Origin of the sequence: Mesorhizobium sp. WSM3859, assembly GCF_002295065.1 — a bacterium.
Taxonomy (GTDB): domain Bacteria; phylum Pseudomonadota; class Alphaproteobacteria; order Rhizobiales; family Rhizobiaceae; genus Mesorhizobium.
The window spans coordinates 315,333-331,152 of the sequence record NZ_NSGG01000001.1 but is presented as its reverse complement, the minus strand read 5'-3'; the positions used below and the strand labels follow the sequence as shown (position 1 = coordinate 331,152).

The 15,820-nt window shown below is 63.3% G+C and carries 16 protein-coding genes; 8 read left to right on the top strand and 8 right to left on the bottom strand.

The annotated features are described in order from the left end of the window. Nucleotides 1-40 precede the first annotated feature (40 nt). The gene (locus tag CK230_RS01585) at nt 41-1,117 is read right to left on the bottom strand and encodes a hypothetical protein (protein WP_095815445.1); all 1,077 of its coding nucleotides are present in this window, start codon (nt 1,115-1,117) and stop codon (nt 41-43) included. 171 nt (nt 1,118-1,288) lie between these two features. On the opposite strand from CK230_RS01585, the gene CK230_RS01580 reads away from it, so the two are divergent. The 5 genes from CK230_RS01580 to CK230_RS01555 all read left to right on the top strand — a co-directional run bounded on the left by CK230_RS01580 (nt 1,289) and on the right by CK230_RS01555 (nt 7,458). Continuing rightward, the gene (locus CK230_RS01580) at nt 1,289-1,981 is read left to right on the top strand and encodes a helix-turn-helix transcriptional regulator (protein WP_245429785.1); all 693 of its coding nucleotides are present in this window, start codon (nt 1,289-1,291) and stop codon (nt 1,979-1,981) included. A gap of 268 nt (nt 1,982-2,249) precedes the next feature. Further along, nucleotides 2,250-3,410 carry an MFS transporter gene (locus tag CK230_RS01570; protein WP_095815443.1) on the top strand — a complete coding sequence of 387 codons (1,161 nt, stop codon included), beginning with the start codon at nt 2,250-2,252 and terminating at the stop codon, nt 3,408-3,410. A gap of 73 nt (nt 3,411-3,483) precedes the next feature. After that, nucleotides 3,484-5,553: a prolyl oligopeptidase family protein gene (locus CK230_RS01565; protein ID WP_095815818.1), complete on the top strand. Its 2,070-nt coding sequence runs from the start codon at nt 3,484-3,486 to the stop codon at nt 5,551-5,553. A 351-nt stretch (nt 5,554-5,904) separates the two neighbouring features. Further along, entirely contained in the window at nt 5,905-6,027 is a 123-nt protein-coding gene (locus tag CK230_RS01560) for a capsid protein (protein WP_095815442.1), read from the top strand. A 51-nt stretch (nt 6,028-6,078) separates the two neighbouring features. Next, nucleotides 6,079-7,458, top strand: a complete 1,380-nt coding sequence (locus CK230_RS01555; protein WP_095815441.1) for an aspartate aminotransferase family protein — start codon at nt 6,079-6,081, stop codon at nt 7,456-7,458. A gap of 323 nt (nt 7,459-7,781) precedes the next feature. On the opposite strand, the gene mmsB is transcribed toward CK230_RS01555, so the two are convergent. The 3 genes from mmsB to CK230_RS01540 all read right to left on the bottom strand — a co-directional run bounded on the left by mmsB (nt 7,782) and on the right by CK230_RS01540 (nt 10,317). After that, nucleotides 7,782-8,666 carry a 3-hydroxyisobutyrate dehydrogenase gene (mmsB, locus tag CK230_RS01550; RefSeq protein WP_095815440.1) on the bottom strand — a complete coding sequence of 295 codons (885 nt, stop codon included), beginning with the start codon at nt 8,664-8,666 and terminating at the stop codon, nt 7,782-7,784. A 74-nt stretch (nt 8,667-8,740) separates the two neighbouring features. Beyond that, nucleotides 8,741-9,109: a four helix bundle protein gene (locus tag CK230_RS01545; protein ID WP_095815439.1), complete on the bottom strand. Its 369-nt coding sequence runs from the start codon at nt 9,107-9,109 to the stop codon at nt 8,741-8,743. Between the two features lie 41 nt (nt 9,110-9,150). Beyond that, on the bottom strand, nt 9,151-10,317 hold the full coding sequence (locus CK230_RS01540; RefSeq protein WP_095815438.1) for an isobutyryl-CoA dehydrogenase: 1,167 nt from the start codon (nt 10,315-10,317) through the stop codon (nt 9,151-9,153). A 139-nt stretch (nt 10,318-10,456) separates the two neighbouring features. On the opposite strand from CK230_RS01540, the gene CK230_RS01535 reads away from it, so the two are divergent. Together CK230_RS01535 and CK230_RS01530 are read left to right on the top strand one after the other, a co-directional pair. Further along, nucleotides 10,457-11,074, top strand: a complete 618-nt coding sequence (locus CK230_RS01535; RefSeq protein ID WP_095815437.1) for a dimethylsulfonioproprionate lyase family protein — start codon at nt 10,457-10,459, stop codon at nt 11,072-11,074. Next, a complete protein-coding gene (locus CK230_RS01530) occupies nt 11,074-12,543 on the top strand; it encodes a cobyric acid synthase (RefSeq protein ID WP_095815436.1) in 1,470 nt (489 codons plus the stop codon). Before CK230_RS01535 ends, CK230_RS01530 begins: the two co-directional genes overlap by 1 nt. Nucleotides 12,544-12,850: 307 nt before the next feature. Here CK230_RS01530 and CK230_RS01525 read toward each other — a convergent pair whose 3' ends face one another. The 4 genes from CK230_RS01525 to CK230_RS01510 all read right to left on the bottom strand — a co-directional run bounded on the left by CK230_RS01525 (nt 12,851) and on the right by CK230_RS01510 (nt 15,281). After that, nucleotides 12,851-13,270 carry a VOC family protein gene (locus tag CK230_RS01525; RefSeq protein ID WP_095815817.1) on the bottom strand — a complete coding sequence of 140 codons (420 nt, stop codon included), beginning with the start codon at nt 13,268-13,270 and terminating at the stop codon, nt 12,851-12,853. Between the two features lie 84 nt (nt 13,271-13,354). Then, a complete protein-coding gene (locus CK230_RS01520; protein ID WP_095815435.1) occupies nt 13,355-14,188 on the bottom strand; it encodes an AraC family transcriptional regulator in 834 nt (277 codons plus the stop codon). Between the two features lie 85 nt (nt 14,189-14,273). Next, nucleotides 14,274-14,444: a hypothetical protein gene (locus tag CK230_RS01515; protein ID WP_095815816.1), complete on the bottom strand. Its 171-nt coding sequence runs from the start codon at nt 14,442-14,444 to the stop codon at nt 14,274-14,276. 51 nt (nt 14,445-14,495) lie between these two features. Beyond that, nucleotides 14,496-15,281: a TSUP family transporter gene (locus CK230_RS01510; protein ID WP_095815434.1), complete on the bottom strand. Its 786-nt coding sequence runs from the start codon at nt 15,279-15,281 to the stop codon at nt 14,496-14,498. 107 nt (nt 15,282-15,388) lie between these two features. Between CK230_RS01510 and CK230_RS01505 the strand changes: the two genes are divergently transcribed. Then, complete coding sequence (locus tag CK230_RS01505; protein ID WP_095815815.1) at nt 15,389-15,820, top strand: TerB family tellurite resistance protein; 432 nt, start codon at nt 15,389-15,391, stop codon at nt 15,818-15,820.

The window sequence follows — 15,820 nt, the reverse complement described above, 5'->3', positions numbered from 1 at the left end:
GATTGATCGATTTCGCGCTCTTGAATCTGAGCGCTGGTCCTCAATTCCAACCGAGGACGGTAACCGACGGCTCGCGACGGAAGACAAAATAGCTGCGATATAGATAGTCCATTGAATGTATAGCCATTGTCCGCGCGGCTCGCGACGACACGTGAAATGTCGAGCGGTAGTATGACCCCAGCGACGCAATGGCCCGCGGGTACTGCCTGAGGATGGCGCGGTAGGCTTTGCGGAAATCCGGACCCTGCATTGCCCATTTCTTGAGCCCGTCATCGACTTCGGCGCGTGAGTTGTAGAGCTCGCGTTGCAACGCCCATGGGCGTATGGCTGCATTGGCCCATGTTTGTTCGACCTGATATTTTATACGCGCGGTAGGCTGCAGCGTGCCTTCATCCTTTCCAGGTCCCAGTGTTCCGGCGAGCAGGCTCGCGAGGCGCTGCGCCGGTTTCGGCAACAGCTGGACCGCCGGGGTCACTGCCGGCATGAAGGCGATGCGGCAACGGGTAGACATCCCGGCCTCATCCAGGATGTATACATCCCAGCTCCTTTCCTCATTTTGGTCGATTGCCCAGAGTTGGCCCGATGCCGAATTCTGCAACAGCTGCAGCGGCCGCCATGCTTCCTGGATGACCGGCCGCAGGCCATAAGACTGTGCCTGTTCGGGGTCGACCAAGAAGGTTTCAACGGGGACAGACGCATCGGCCAGATAATAGGTATAGAGATCGCCATGCCAGCCGAAGGCTCTTTTGGCCACGATCAGTCGCTTGCCGTTCCGCGGCGAGATTTGCCAGTACAGATTGCGCAGCACGTTGGGGTCGCCAGGATAAGGCATTTTGCCGAACACATTGGAGTCGGCGATCTGGGCGTCGCCTGACCCGATATCCTCCTGATCGATGCTGAGCACCAAGCGGGACATGGCGGCGGCCGCTATGGGTAGGGGCGCTCTCATGCTGAACGAGTCGGACTTGAATTGCGCCGAGGCTATCGCCAATGCCTCGACGCACTCTGAACGCCGTGTGTCGCCCGTCATCAGCGGCCACGCGAACGCCGCGCTTGCTGTGAAAAGCAGGCCGGCGCAAGCCATGGCCAATTGCCTGAAGAGGGTAGAAACGATCATCGCATCTTCGCTCGTTACCGACGCGAACAATGCGTTTCGCGGTGCTCGCGAGGCCAGCGTCTTGTTTGGTCTTGATTGGCACTGTCGGTCGCGCGATGTATGCGGTTGTGCGGACTTGTCCGGTGCGAGATGAGGCCAGATATCGAACCCTCCGAGAGCCAGAACGCAACGATGGCAGCGCGAATTCGAGAAGAATTGGCCCGCCGTCGCATGTCTCGTCAGATGCTGGCCGACATCGCCAAGATCTCCATTTCGACGCTTGAAAAGGCTCTGAACGGCAGCCGTCCGTTCACCGTCGCGAGTGTCGTGCGGCTGGAGGCTGCCTTAGGCGTTTCCCTGCGCGACCGGGTCCCCAAGGTTTCGACTTCGCGATCGGATCTGGGCGGGTATGCCAAAGCCGGCGTTGCTTGGCTGGAAGGAGACTACCTGACGCTGCGGCCGTCCTTCGAGGTCGCAGGTGCCATCTATGCCTATCGCACGCAGATCCACTGGGACGAGGCTCAAGAATGCCTGGCGTTTCGCGAAATGGACCGCCTGGATGCACCGTTTTCGCAAAAAGGAGTGGTCTCGATACCCAGCAAATCCGGGCAAATCTATCTTTACACCAACGACCAGGGGCAGATGCGCGTCGCCATCCTGAACCGCCCGCATATCCGTGGCGAAATCTATGGATTGCTCGCGACGCTGGCCGTCGGCGCGGGCAGCAATCTCACTCCTGTTGCAGCGCCGATCGCGCTGCTGCCATGGCCTGGCATCGGCAATCCGAAACTGGGCCGCATTCAGCAAGGCGATGCCGAATATCAGGATTGTCGGAAGCATCTCACTATGATCGTCGACGCTGGATACGCAAAATTGTTGACATGATCGGGTGAAGCGCCGCAGCCGCTGCTGGGCTGTCGGCGGCATTTGCGCCCCGACCTGCGCCAGCGCCTTGATGCAGGCGATCGGGCCGCTCGGGCTGCCAACTGTCATCGTCGGGCTCGACGTTCTGCTGGTGGCGTTCGCCTTGTATCGTTCTCAGCAGCGCCGACGTTCCTGACAGGGTTTGGCTGGAGCATCCGCTTTCGCCGACTGTGGGCCTTACGGCAACCGGCCACAACCGCTAAGCCTCCGAGCGATTGGAGCAGGACCGATGGCTCTGGCTGGTTCGGAGAGCAGCGAGAACGTGCAATGGGCCGCGATCACCGGCGTGATCGCGACCGTGTCGGTGTTCGCCATCGCGCAGGGGCTTTCCTATCCGCTGCTCAGCTTCATCCTGCAGCGGCAGGGCGTTTCGCCGGCGATGATCGGGCTGTCGGCGGCGATGACGCCGATCGGCTTCATCGTTTCCTCGCCGCCAATTCCGGCATTGGCGCGCCGGTTCGGGGCGGGGCGGACCGCGCTCACCTGCGCGGCGCTCTCGGCGCTGGTGCTGGCGCTGGTCGGCTGGACGCAGAATGTCTATCTGTGGTTCCCACTGCGCTTCCTGATCGGCGTGGTGACCAACCCGCTTTATGTGCTCAGTGAAATCTGGGTGATCGCGCTGGCACCGCCGGCGCGGCGCGGCCGCGTCATGGGCATCTATTCCACCATCATCTCGGCCGGCTTCGCCGCCGGGCCGCTCTGCCTGCTCGCGGTCGGCACCGAGGGCTGGCCGCCTTTCTTGGTTGGTATCGGCGCCTTCCTCTTCTGCGGCGGCTGCCTGGGCGCGGTCGTGCGCCGGCTGCCCAAGGTCGAGGAGGCCGAGAACAAGGTTTCGGTCTTGGGCTTCATACCATTGGCCTGGCTGCTTTTGTCCGCGGTCGTCGTCGCGGCCGGTTTCGAGCAGGCGATCCTGGCGCTGCTGCCGGTCTACGGAACGCATCACGGCATTCCCGAGGCGCGCATGTCGGCGCTGCTGTCGGTGATGATCGCCGGCAACATCGCCATGCAGGTGCCACTCGGCCTGCTCGCCGAAAGGCTGACGGCGCGCCTGGTGCGCTTCGGCTGCGTGGTCGTGACCATCCTTGGCTGCGTGCTCCTGCCCGCGCTGATCGAGACGCCGCTGATCTGGGTCTGCGTCTTTGTCTGGGGCGCCGTTTCCTACGGCATCTACACGATGTCGATCATCGAGCTCGGCGAACGGTTCACCGGCTCGGCGCTGGTGGCCGGCAATGCCGCCTTCTCGCTGATGTGGGGCCTCGGCGGCATCATCGTGCCGCCGCTCACCGGCGGCGTGATGGATGTCATCGGCGCCCCAGGCCTGCCGGTCACGCTGGGCGTAATTTGCGCCGCCCTGGCGGTGGCGACGGTCGTGCGCCGGCGGGTTTTGTGACCGATCTCGCCAAGGCTCTTGAATATCCAAGCAGCGAACGCGATGTAGGCCGGGCCGCCAGATGGAGACCCGCATGACCAGCACGATGACCAAAACCCAGCCTGAGTCGACGGCTGACGATCCTTTCCTCTGGCTGGAGGATCGCAACGGCAAGGAAGCGCTCGACTGGGTTCATCGCCAGAATGCGCTGACCGTCGCCGAATTGCAGGGCGATCCTTCCTATCAGGCCACCTTCGAGACCGCGCTCGACTTGATGACCGCCGAGGACAATATGCCGGTCGGGGCAGCGCTTGCCGGATACGTCTATAATTTCTGGCAGGACAAGACCAATGCGCTGGGCCTGTGGCGGCGCACGCCTGTCGGTTCCTACAAGACCGACAAGCCGGAGTGGGAAACGATCATCGACTTCGACCAGCTCTCGGCGAAGGAAGGCATCAAATGGGTGTTCGGCGGGGCGAGCCGGCTCTATCCCGATTTCGACCGCTGCCTGCTCTACATGTCGCCGGATGGCGGCGACGCCAGCGAGATGCGCGAGTTCGACGTCGCCACGAGGTCCTTTGTCGAGGGCGGGTTTCGCGCTCCGGCGTCCAAGTCGGGCTTTTCCTGGCTGGACAAGGACACGGTGCTTGTCTCGGCGGCTTTCGAAGAGGAAGACAAGACACAGTCCGGCTATCCGCGCGTCATAAAACTCTGGCGGCGCGGCACGAAGCTTGAGGAGGCAACGCCGATCTTCGAAGGCGAGAAGCAGCATCTCGCGGTCGGCGGCGGTGTCGAATATGACGGCGACAAGCGGCATGTGCTGCTCGGCAAGACGCTCGCCTTCTTCACCTCGCACAGCTTCCTGCGGCTGGCTTCCGGCGAGAACCGGCGCATTCCGCTGCCGGACGACGCCACCGACACCGCGATCTTCAAAGGCCAGCTGATCTTCGGCGTGCGCAGCCCGTGGACGGCGCCCGACGGCACGCAATGCCTGCCCGACGGGCTCTACTCGGTCGATTTCGATCGCTGGATCGAGCACGGTGAGTTCGGTCCGTTCGAAACCGTGCTTGCGCCGGCGCATCGTGTTTCGATCGCGGGGCTCGCCAGGACGCAGGACCGGCTGTTCATCAACCTGATGGACAATGTGCGCGGCAAGGTCGTCGCCTGCGACCGCACCGCCGATGGCTGGTCGCTCAAGCCGGTGGCATTGCCCGACAACGGCAATGTCGGCATCGGCCATGCCGAGCATTTCGGTTCGAGCGTGTCTTTCTCGTTCACCGATTTCCTGACGCCGAGCTCGATCATCTGGTCGGACGACAGTGGCGAGACGCTTGAAACCGTGAAGTCGCAGCCGGCCCGCTTCGATGCCTCGCCTTATGTTTCAGAGCAGTTCGAGGCCCGCTCGAAGGACGGCACGATGATCCCGTATTTCGTGGTCAGGCGCCGCGACCACAACGGACCTGTGCGGGCGCTGCTGTATGGCTATGGCGGTTTTGAAGTGCCGCTGCTGCCCGGCTATGCCGGCATTCGGGGCAAGCTCTGGCTGGACAAGGGCAACGCCTATATCCAGGCCAACATCCGCGGCGGCGGCGAGTTCGGTCCGGCCTGGCACCAGGCGGCGCTGAAAGGCAAGCGCCAGAACGCCTTCGACGATTTCGCGGCGGTGGCCGAGGATGTCGTCAAGCGCGGCATCACCACGGCGGCGCAGCTCGGCATTCAGGGCGGTTCGAATGGCGGCCTGCTTACCGGCACGTCGCTGACGCAGCGGCCGGAATTGTTCGGCGCCGTCATCATCGACGTGCCGCTGCTCGACATGCTGCGCTACACCGAATTGCCGCCCGGCGCCTCTTGGATCGCCGAATATGGCGACCCGTCGAAGCCGGAGGAGGCGGCATGGCTCGCCGCCTATTCGCCCTACCAGCACGTCGAGGCGAATGTCGCCTATCCGCCGGTACTGCTGATGACCTCGACCGCCGACGACCGCGTCCATCCCGGGCATGCGCGCAAGATGGCGGCGCGGCTGCAGGAGGCGGGCCATGGCCGGACGCTGTTCTTCGAGGAGACCGAAGGCGGCCATGGCGGGCGCGGCGACCGCCGGCCGCAGGCGGCGCAGACGGCGATGCGCTATATGTTCCTCAAGCGGTCGCTCGGCGGCGTCGCCTGACCAGGAAAATCGCTTCAGGTTTCGAACTTGTCCGCGACCTGTCAAACCGCTGGCGCTGCCCCTCACCTGCCTGCCGGCATCCTCTCCCTGTATAGTGACGGGGAGAGGGGCGCTCTCTTCGGCGATTTCGCCAATCGCCGCCGTTGAGGAAAGGTGCCGGCGTTGCGGCCAGCCCCTTCTCCCCGTCACTATACGGGGAGAAGTGCCCGGCAGGGCGATGAGGGGCGGCGCCGGCGTGGACGATTAGCGGTCTCCGCCGGATAAAATCACAAATCTTGTCTGAAACGATTGCCTCGCCATCCTGGCCCTCACGGCTTGAATTTTGGGCCTCAGGCGGCATAAGCTGCCGCCATGATCCGCTTCAACACTTCAGGCGCCTTCGGGGTCGCGGTGACGCCGTCACCGCGGACCCTTCGCGCCGAGCTGTTGCGACTGTGCGCCCGCATCGGCTATTCGCCGCCCGCCTTCCTCTGACGAATCCGCCCCGGCCGTTGCCGGATTGATTCAAGAGGAAAGATCAAATCCATGACCTATCAGAATTATTCGCTGAAGCAGCTTCAGCAGATCGACGCCGCGCATCACCTTCACCCCTTCACCGACCACAAGGAGCTGCGCGAGGCGGGCTCGCGCATCATCACCCATGCCAAGGGTCCGTTCATCTACGATGCCGACGGCACGGAGATCCTCGACGGCATGGCGGGCCTTTGGTGCGTCAATGTCGGATACGGCCGTGATGAGCTGGCCGAGGCGGCTTACGCGCAGATGAAGGAGCTGCCTTACTACAACTCCTTCTTCAAATGCTCGACGCCGACGCCGGTGCTGTTGTCGAAGAAGCTGGCGGAGCTTGCGCCCACGCATGTCAGCCAGGTTTTTTACGGCTCGTCCGGCTCGGAGGCCAACGACACGGCGCTCAGGCTCGTGCGCCACTACTGGGCACTCGAAGGCAAGCCCGAGAAGAACCGCATCATCTCGCGCAAGTCGGCCTATCACGGCTCGACGATCGCCGGCACGTCGCTGGGCGGCATGGAACCGATGCACAAGCAACTCGGCGGCGCGGTGCCGAACATCGTCCATGTGATGATGCCCTATGCCTATGAGCTGGCGCTGCCGGGCGAAAGCGACCATGATTTCGGCATCCGTGCGGCGAAGGCGGTCGAGGACGCGATCCTCGAAGCCGGCGCCGACAAGGTCGCCGCCTTTATCGGCGAGCCGGTGATGGGCGCAGGTGGGGTAAAAATCCCGCCGATGAGCTACTGGCCCGAAGTCGAGCGCATCTGCCGCAAATACGATGTGCTGCTGATGCTGGACGAGGTCATCACCGGCTATGGCCGCACCGGCGAATGGTTCGCGGCGCAGACTTTCGGCATCGAGCCCGATACCATCACCACCGCCAAGGCGCTCACCTCGGGCTACCAGCCGCTGTCGGCGCTGCTGGTCGGCGACCGCGTCGCGAGCACGCTGGTGGAAAAGGGCGGCGAGTTCTATCACGGCTACACCTATTCCGGTCATCCGGTGGCCTGCGCGGTGGCGCTCAAGAACCTCGAGATCATCGAGAAGGAAGGGCTGGTCGAGCGCGTCAAGAATGACACCGGGCCGTATTTCGCGCAGGCGCTGCAGGAGCGGATCGCCGGCCACAGACTGGTCGGCGAGGTCCGTTCGATCGGCCTCATGGGCGCGATCGAGATCGTCAAGGACAAGGCGACCAAGGAACGCTATCTGCCGTCGGGAAGTGCGGCGGTCGTGGTGCGCGACCATGCGATCGCGAACGACATGATGCTGCGCGCCACCGGCGACACGATGATTCTCTCGCCGCCGCTGATCTGGACGCGCGACACGATCGACATGGCTTGTGAGCGTATTGCGAAGGCGCTCGATCTCGCGGACGCCGATTTGCGGAAGCGCTGAGGGGATCTTGTCCGGGCGCTCCTCAAGGGGCGCCCGGTCCACTCCTGGACGTTTCGTGTGATGTCTCCAAAACGCAAAAACCGCGCCCCAACGGGAACGCGGCTTTGCCAGATACGCATGGCGTTTCGCGACAAGAATACTTGCGAAACTTACGGGCTCCGGTACGCGAGACCTGATCCGGAGCGCCGGGCGGACGCGTTGTCCGCCTCGCAATCCGTTTTAAAGGCACATCGTTACCGGTGAGTTAGCGAGACCTTAAGCAAATCTAAATTTGCCGGCTCTGGGTCGAAAAAATGCGCTAATAACCGTTCGAAAGCAGTCGCTTAGCTTTTATCGCCGCGCAAGAAATTTATGATGCCGGAAAAATCGACGCCAGCATGCCCTTGCGCGTTGAACAGCGCATAAAGCTGCGTGGCTTCGGCGCCGAGAGGCGTCACCGCGCCCGCGCTCTGCGCGGCTTCCTGCGACAGTTTCAGGTCCTTCAGCATGAGCGCGGCGGCAAAGCCCGGCTTGTAGTCGCGATTGGCCGGCGATGCCGGCACGGGGCCGGGCACCGGGCAATAGGTGGTCAGCGACCAGCACTGGCCGGAAGAGGTGGAGGCGACGTCGAACAGCGCCTGGTGCGACAGACCGAGCTTTTCGGCCAGCACAAAGGCTTCGGCGACGCCGATCATCGAGATGCCGAGAATCATGTTGTTGCAGATCTTGGCCGCCTGGCCGGCGCCGTCGCCGCCGCAATGGACGATGCGCCCGGCCATCGGCTTCAGGATCGGCTCGGCGGTGGCAAAGGCCTCGTCGGAACCGCCGGCCATGAAAGTGAGGGTGCCGGCCGTGGCGCCTCCGGTGCCGCCAGAGACCGGGGCGTCGATCGAGGGCAGGCCGTGCCTGGCGGCAATCGCATGCGCCTTGCGTGCCGATTCGACATCGATGGTCGAGGAATCGATGAACAGCGCGCCTTTCTTTGCCTTGGGCGCAATGTCTTCGTAAACCGACAGCACATGCTTGCCAGCGGGCAGCATGGTAATCACCACATCGGCGTCCTTCACCGCGGCGACGGCATTCGCCATGACTGTCACACCATGCTCTTTCGCGACTGTAAGGTTCTCGGGCATGAGGTCGAAGCCCAGCACAGCGTGGCCAGCTTTTACGAGATTGGCAGCCATGGGATTCCCCATGTTGCCGAGGCCGATGAAGGCGATGGTTGCCATAGTGGTGCTCCCAGGGTTAGGCAGTAGGCAGTAGGCAGTAGGCAGTAGGCAGTAGGCAGTAGGCAGTAGGAGGTCTATTCAGGTGCGAGTCTAATAATAAGCTGGCGAAGCATTTTTCCGATGGCTTCTGTGGCTGACAGCATATGATGAACCTGGTCGTGAGTGGCCAGGCCGATGCGTTCAGCGATCTGGAGGTGCGTCTCGAGCTCCTTTAGAGAGCCCTGCGCTATCCTGAGAAACTGCTGATAGGAACCGGTGTTATCTCGCCCGTAACCTTCCGCAATGTTTGCGGGGATAGATGTGGCTGAGCGGCGGATTTGGCTGGTCAGCCCATACAATTCCTCTCTCGGCCATGCCTTGGTCAAGGAGTAGGTAGCGACGGCCAAATCCATGGCTTGCTGCCAGACGATCAAATCCTTGTATGAGTTGATCTTGCCGGTCATCTTTCCCTACTGCCTACTGCCTACTGCCTACTGCCTATCCCTTATCGCCCAATCAGCGCCCGCGCGATGATGACGCGCATGATCTCGTTGGTGCCTTCGAGGATCTGGTGGACGCGCAGATCCCGCACCAGCTTCTCGATGCCGTAATCGTGCAGATAGCCGTAGCCGCCATGCAGCTGCAGCGCCTCGTTCGCAACGTCGAAGCCGATATCGGTGACGAAGCGCTTGGCCATCGCCGACCATTTGCCGGCGTCCGGCGCCTTGCGGTCGAGCTTCGAGGCGGCGGCGTAGAGGAAGATGCGAGCCGCCTGCAACTCCGTTTCCATGTCGGCCAGCCTGAACTGCAGCGCCTGGAACTGGTTGATCTTGGAGCCGAAGGCCTTGCGCTCGGCCGTATAGGCGAGCGCCTTGTCGAGCGCCGCCTGCGCGCCGCCGAGCGAGCAGGCGGCAATGTTGAGGCGGCCGCCGTCGAGCCCGGCCATGGCGATGCCGAAGCCGGCCCCTTCCGTGGCAAGCAGGTTTTCTGCCGGCACCTTGCAATCCTCGAAGATGACCTGGCGGGTCGATTGCATGTGCCAGCCCATCTTGTGCTCGTTGGCGCCGAAGGAGAGGCCCGACGCGTCCTTGGGCACGACAAAGGTCGAGATGCCTTTCGGGCCGTCACCGCCGGTGCGCGCCATCACAACATAGAGGTCGCTGTCGCCGGCGCCGGAAATGAACTGCTTGGCGCCGTTGAGGACATAGTCGCCGCCGCTCTTCACCGCGCGCGTCTTCAGTGCGGCGGCATCCGAGCCGGAGCCGGGCTCGGTCAGGCAATAGCTCGCCAGCCACTCCATCGACGTCAGTTTCGGCAGGAACCGCTGGCGCTGCTCGTCCGAGCCGAAGCGGTCGATCATCGAGGCCGCCATGTTGTGGATGGAAATGAAGGAGGAAAAAGTCGGGTCGGCATGGGCAAGCGCCTCGAAGATCAGCACGGCATCGAGCCGGCCAAGCGCAGAGCCACCGACATCGTCGCGCACATAGATGCCGCCGAGGCCGAGGGGGCCGGTCTCGCGGATCACATCGGCGGGGAAATGCTTTGCCTTGTCCCAGTCGAGCGCGTTCGGCGCGACGCGGTCCGCCGCGAAGGCCTCAGCCATCTCCTGGATGGCGCGCTGTTCCTCGGTGAGTTCGAATTGGTCAGTGCCCGCATCGACTGCCGCGTCCATGGCGTGCTCCCTGTCGTTTCAGGCCTTCTGGCCTGTCGTTTTTGGCTTTGCGCGCCGTTCAATCTAGACCAATGATGCCGCCGCGCAACCCGGGACGCTGAGAACCGGCTGTGCATGGAATGACTAACGGAGCTCTTGCGTGCCGCCAATTTTCGAGGAATTGCTGGAGCGATTCCACGCCAATCTAGCCTGCGTCGACAACGACCTGGTCGCAGACGAAGTCGCGCGCATCGGCTGGGATATGCCTGCCCGTCCTCTTGAGCCGCGCGCGCTAGCCTGCCTCGGCCATCTCGATCGTATCGCCGAGCTTGCGCCGGCCGACGCCAAGCCGCTGGCGCGGTTCGTTGCCGATCATCGGGATGAGCTGCGCTGGGGGCAGACCTATAGCGCCGCCGATTTCGGGCATGGTTTCATCGAAAGTTACGGCTGGCTGGAAGTGTTCGGCACGCGCGGGCATTTCGTCAATGGCGAGGTCGCGGGCGGCCTGGTGATCCTCGGTCCGAACATCGTCTATCCCGACCACCACCACATCGCCGAGGAGATTTATATCCCCCTGACCGGCGGCACGGAGTGGCGAATGGGCGAGGGGAGTTTTCATGTCCGCGATGCCGGCGAGGTGATTCACCACGCATCGAATGTCAGCCATGCCATGCGCACCGGCAAGGAACCGCTGATGGCGCTCTATCTCTGGCGCGGGGGGCCGCTGGCGCAGAAATCGACCATCGGCCCGATGATCGACTTGAGAGGCAGGGGCTGATGGCAAAAGCGATCATGCTGCAGGGCACCGGCTCCGATGTCGGCAAGACCGTGCTGGTCGCCGGGCTGTGCCGCGCCGCGAAGAATCGCGGCCTGAAGGTCCGGCCGTTCAAGCCGCAGAACATGTCGAACAATGCCGCCGTCGCCGACATTCCTGGCGAGGTTGTCGAAGGCGAGATCGGCCGTGGGCAATGGCTGCAGGCGCTGGCCTGTGGGGTTCGCCCGACCGTGCATATGAACCCGGTGCTGCTTAAGCCGCAGAGTGACGTCGGCTCGCAAGTGGTGGTGCAGGGCAAGGTCTTTGGCGAGGCGCGGGCGCGCGACTATCAGGCGATGAAAGCCGGACTGATGGAGGCGGTGCTCGATTCCTGGACCAAGGTTGGCGAGGGCGCCGACCTGGTCATCGTCGAGGGCGCGGGTTCGCCCGCCGAGATCAACCTGCGCAACCGCGACATTGCCAATATGGGCTTTGCGACGCGTGCCAATGTGCCGGTGATCCTTGTCGGCGACATCGATCGCGGCGGGGTCATCGCCGCGGTTGCCGGCACGCATCTCATCCTGCCGGAAGAAGACCGGCGCATGATCGCCGGCTACCTCATCAACAAGTTTCGCGGCGATGTCTCGTTGTTCGACGACGGCATCAAGGCGATCGAAAAGTTCACCGGCTGGCGCTGCTTCGGCGTGGTGCCGTGGCTGAAGGCGGCCGGGCGGTTGCCTTCGGAAGATTCCGTCGTGCTCGAACGCCTCGCTTCCGGCGAGAAACGGGCGCTGAAGGTAGCCGTGCCGATGCTGGCGCGCATCGCCAATTTCGACGACCTCGATCCGCTGAAGGCGGAGCCGCAGGTCGAGGTGGTGTTCGTGCCGCCGGGGAAGAGGCTGCCGGAGGATGCGGGACTGGTTGTCGTCCCCGGTTCGAAATCGACGATCGGCGATCTCCTCATATTCCGCGAGAATGGCTGGGATCGCGACCTTCTTGCCCATCGCAAGCGCGGCGGCCACATCGTCGGCATCTGCGGCGGCTACCAGATGCTCGGCAGAAGGGTCACCGACCCGGATGGCATCGAAGGCAGCGTGAGAGAGGCTGAGGGCCTCGGCCTGCTCGACATCGAGACGGTGATGGAGCCGGAAAAAACCGTGCGCAATTCGAGCGCGCATTCGGTGCAATTCGGCCTGCCGCTCGAAGGCTATGAGATCCATCTCGGCCGCACCACCGGCCCGGACACGGCGCGGCCCTCGACGATCCTCAACGGCGCCGAGGACGGCGCGGTCTCCGCCGATGGCAAGGTGATCGGCACCTATCTGCACGGACTGTTTTCCGCCGACGCTTTTCGCGCCGCGTATCTGGAGAGCCTTGGCGTCAAGGGAGGCGGCGTTGACTATCGCGCCGAGGTCGAGAAGGCGCTGGACGAGGTCGCGGCCGAGCTGGAACGGCATCTCGACTGCGACGCGATTTTCAAGCAGGCGCGGTAGGTGCCCGATGCAGACGTTTTTAACACGCCAACTTTGCTGCGTTGAAGGAGCCTCAGCCTTGGCGATTCGCCGCAACGCCATCCCATCGTCATCCACGGGCGGAGCAAGGAGCGAAGCGACGCAGCGCAGACCCGAGGATCCATTCCGTGACTTCAACGGGTTGGAACGGTGCAGAATTCAGCTCCGCTGCCCTTCGATCGAGGTCACGGAATGGATCCTCGGGTCTGCGCGTCCGCTTCGCTCCCGCTCAGCCCGTGGATGACGAAGCTCGGACGCTGTCGCCAATCCCCAACGTCGGTGAGACTTCCTACGCCTTCTCTCCTGCCTTCGGCCAATAGGTGCCGAAGGACCAGACATTGCCTTCGGGGTCGAGGCAGATGAACTCGCGGCTGCCATAGTCGCGGTCGACCAGTTCCTGGATGATTTTGGCGCCGGCCTTTTTCGCCCCGGCATAGGCGGCGTCGGCATCATCGACGGCGATGTAGATCGACTTGCCGCCGCCACCGCTTGGATCGCCGACCATCTTGCCGTAGTCGTCGTCGCGCGCGGTGCCCAGCATGATCATCGAGGAGCCGAAGGTCAGCTCCGCGTGGTGGACGATGTCTCCCTCGCCATAGCGGGCGCGCACTTCGAAGCCGAAGGCTTCGCCCAGCCAGTCGATCATCTTGGCGGCGTTTCTATAGCGCAGGGCGGGGTAGATACGAGGTGCTTCGGTTGACGAGGGCATGGCGATCTCCTTGTTCGCGTCGATCGGCCCAATGTCCATCATGGCCGTGTTGGCGTCTTGAAGAAATGTTACCTCGGCTGATGCCTACATCAACGCTGCGAGCGCAGTCGGCGTTTCGCCGGCAAGCTGGCGGAACTCGCGCACCAGATGCGCCTGGTCGGCATAGCCGCAATCGGCGGCGATGCCGGCCCAGTCATCGCCCTGCCGCTTAGACAGCGACAGCGCGCGGTTGAAGCGCACGATGCGCGACAATGTCTTCGGGCCGATGCCGATCGCGTCGGTGAACTTTGCCGCCAGATGCTTGCGGCTCCAGCCGATCTCGTCGGCAAGCGCCGCAATGCGGGTGCGGCCGCCCGACGCAACGACCGTTCGGTAGGCCCAGGCGATTTCGGGCGACAGCGCATTCGCGTCCGCAAGGCGGCTGGCAATGAAGCCCTCGGCTATGTCGAAGCGTGCGTGCCAGTCCGACGCCTCGCCAAGCCGTTCGCGCAATGCCATGCCGTCAAAGCCCAGCGCGTCGTCCAGCCCGACCATGCGGTCGCGCAGCTCGCTCATCGGCAGGCCGAAGAATTGCCTGGCGCCGAGCGGCGTGAAATTGACCTGGACGCAGCAGGCGCCGCCGAAGGATTCGATCATGACCGGACCGGCATAGAGGCCGGCGGCGAAGCTGGCGTAGCGGTCATTGTCGCCAGGCGGCTGACCGAGCCCGATGGCGAAGGCTTCGGCGAAGCTGATCACCAGCGGCACGGTGAGCGAAGCATATTCGACGATGCCGAAATGGCCCGGCCTTGTCTCGCGATAGCCGCAGATATCGGTGACGATGCCTGCGAGCGAGGCGGCGGGCTTGCGCCGCACCATCTCGAAATGGAGGGCGGGCGAGCGGTTATCCTGGCGATGGCGCTCCGTCTCGTCGGACATGGTGCGAGCCTAGCAGAACATGCTCGCAAGAATCAAAAGCGCCCGGCAGGGCCGGGCGCTCCGAGTTGCCTGAGATTTGCAGTGCTCAAGCGCCGCGCATCAAACAGCCGGCGGCGAGCACGATATAGGCGATGAGCATGATCCAAACGGACGCAAGCGGAATGAATGCAAGAACGCCAAGAACGGCGAGAAGGCCGATAACGGCGATGACCAACGAAATAATGAACACGATTTGGGTAGGTGCACTGAGATTCATGTCTAGTCCCTCCAACATGATTCGCGCGCGCTTATTCTACCAGTGGTGCAGTCACATACCAATTAGCTGGCGCAAGGGATTGGCCGGGTCGGCCAGCAGCTTCGCGGCGAGCGCCAGGCAGACGACCACCAGCAGCGGCTTGATCAGCCTGGCGCCGATGCGGATGGCAAGGCTCGCGCCGACACGGGCGCCAATGAACTGCGCCACGCCCATCATCAGGCCGATCTTCCAGTCGATGACGCCGACGGCGGCGAAGACGATGAAGCCGCCGATGTTGGAGGCGAAGTTGAGCAGCTTGGTGTGCGCCGTCGCCTTGAGCACGCCATAGCCTGCGAGCGTGACGAAGGCGAGCATGTAGAAGGAGCCGGCGCCGGGACCGAAGACGCCGTCATAGAAGCCGACCAGCGGCGGGATGATCAGCCCGAACAGGAAAGGCGACAACCGTTCGGCGCGGTCGACGTCGTCCATGCTCGGCTTCAGCGCGAAATAGAGCGCGATGGCGATCAGAAGCATCGGCAGGAGGGCGCGCAGGAAATCGCCGGGCACGACCGTCGCCAAAAGCGCCCCGACCGCGCCGCCGGCAAGCGCCAGCAGCGCCGACGGCAACTGACGACGCAGGTCGACCTGGCCGTTGGCAGCATAATGGATGGTGGCCGAGCCGGACCCGAACATGCCTTGCAATTTGTTGGTGCCGAGGGCTGCGACCGGCGAAAAGCCGGCAAGCAGCAGCGCCGGGATCGTAATCAGCCCGCCGCCGCCGGCGATCGAGTCGACAAAGCCGGCGGCAAAGGCCGCGCCGACGAGGATAAGGACAGTCTGTAGGGTAAGGTCGATCATGGAGGAGGGGCACAAAGGAAGGAAACTGCAGCTTCCACCACGCACGACCCGTTTGCGCAAGAGAGATTCCACGCTAACAATCAGGCCAGACTCGCAGAGGGAGCTTGGTGGCGATGGCGCTGCTCGACCAGATACGTTCGATCTTCGATGGCGACCCGGGCGTTCGCAAGGTGGCGGACGATCCGGTGCTGTCGGCGGAGCTTTTGATGCTGTTTCGGATGATCCTGGCCGACGGTTCGGTCTCGGAGAGCGAGATGGTTGCCTTCCGCCACATCTGCAAGGAAGCCTTCGGCATCCCGGAGACCTCGATGGACAGCGTCATCGAATATCTCAACGACTATGGCTACGAGACCAATGGCTCGCAGGCGATCGCGCTGTTCCGCGACCTCGATGTCGAGCGGCGCAAACTGCTTGCCCGCCATATGGCCGAGATCGCCAAGGCCGATTCCAAGCTGGCGGAGAGCGAGGTGAAGCTGCTGCGCCGCACGCTCGACCTGCTCGATATCAGCCCTGTCGATCTGGTGAAGCCGGAGGAATAA

Coding starts and splice junctions, on each gene's coding strand:
- CK230_RS01585 (WP_095815445.1), bottom strand. CDS start 1,117: ATGATCGTTTCTACCCTCTTCAGGCAATTGGCCATGGCTTGCGCCGGC.
- CK230_RS01580 (WP_245429785.1), top strand. CDS start 1,289: ATGGCAGCGCGAATTCGAGAAGAATTGGCCCGCCGTCGCATGTCTCGT.
- CK230_RS01570 (WP_095815443.1), top strand. CDS start 2,250: ATGGCTCTGGCTGGTTCGGAGAGCAGCGAGAACGTGCAATGGGCCGCG.
- CK230_RS01565 (WP_095815818.1), top strand. CDS start 3,484: ATGACCAGCACGATGACCAAAACCCAGCCTGAGTCGACGGCTGACGAT.
- CK230_RS01560 (WP_095815442.1), top strand. CDS start 5,905: ATGATCCGCTTCAACACTTCAGGCGCCTTCGGGGTCGCGGTGACGCCG.
- CK230_RS01555 (WP_095815441.1), top strand. CDS start 6,079: ATGACCTATCAGAATTATTCGCTGAAGCAGCTTCAGCAGATCGACGCC.
- mmsB (WP_095815440.1), bottom strand. CDS start 8,666: ATGGCAACCATCGCCTTCATCGGCCTCGGCAACATGGGGAATCCCATG.
- CK230_RS01545 (WP_095815439.1), bottom strand. CDS start 9,109: ATGACCGGCAAGATCAACTCATACAAGGATTTGATCGTCTGGCAGCAA.
- CK230_RS01540 (WP_095815438.1), bottom strand. CDS start 10,317: ATGGACGCGGCAGTCGATGCGGGCACTGACCAATTCGAACTCACCGAG.
- CK230_RS01530 (WP_095815436.1), top strand. CDS start 11,074: ATGGCAAAAGCGATCATGCTGCAGGGCACCGGCTCCGATGTCGGCAAG.
- CK230_RS01525 (WP_095815817.1), bottom strand. CDS start 13,270: ATGCCCTCGTCAACCGAAGCACCTCGTATCTACCCCGCCCTGCGCTAT.
- CK230_RS01520 (WP_095815435.1), bottom strand. CDS start 14,188: ATGTCCGACGAGACGGAGCGCCATCGCCAGGATAACCGCTCGCCCGCC.
- CK230_RS01515 (WP_095815816.1), bottom strand. CDS start 14,444: ATGAATCTCAGTGCACCTACCCAAATCGTGTTCATTATTTCGTTGGTC.
- CK230_RS01510 (WP_095815434.1), bottom strand. CDS start 15,281: ATGATCGACCTTACCCTACAGACTGTCCTTATCCTCGTCGGCGCGGCC.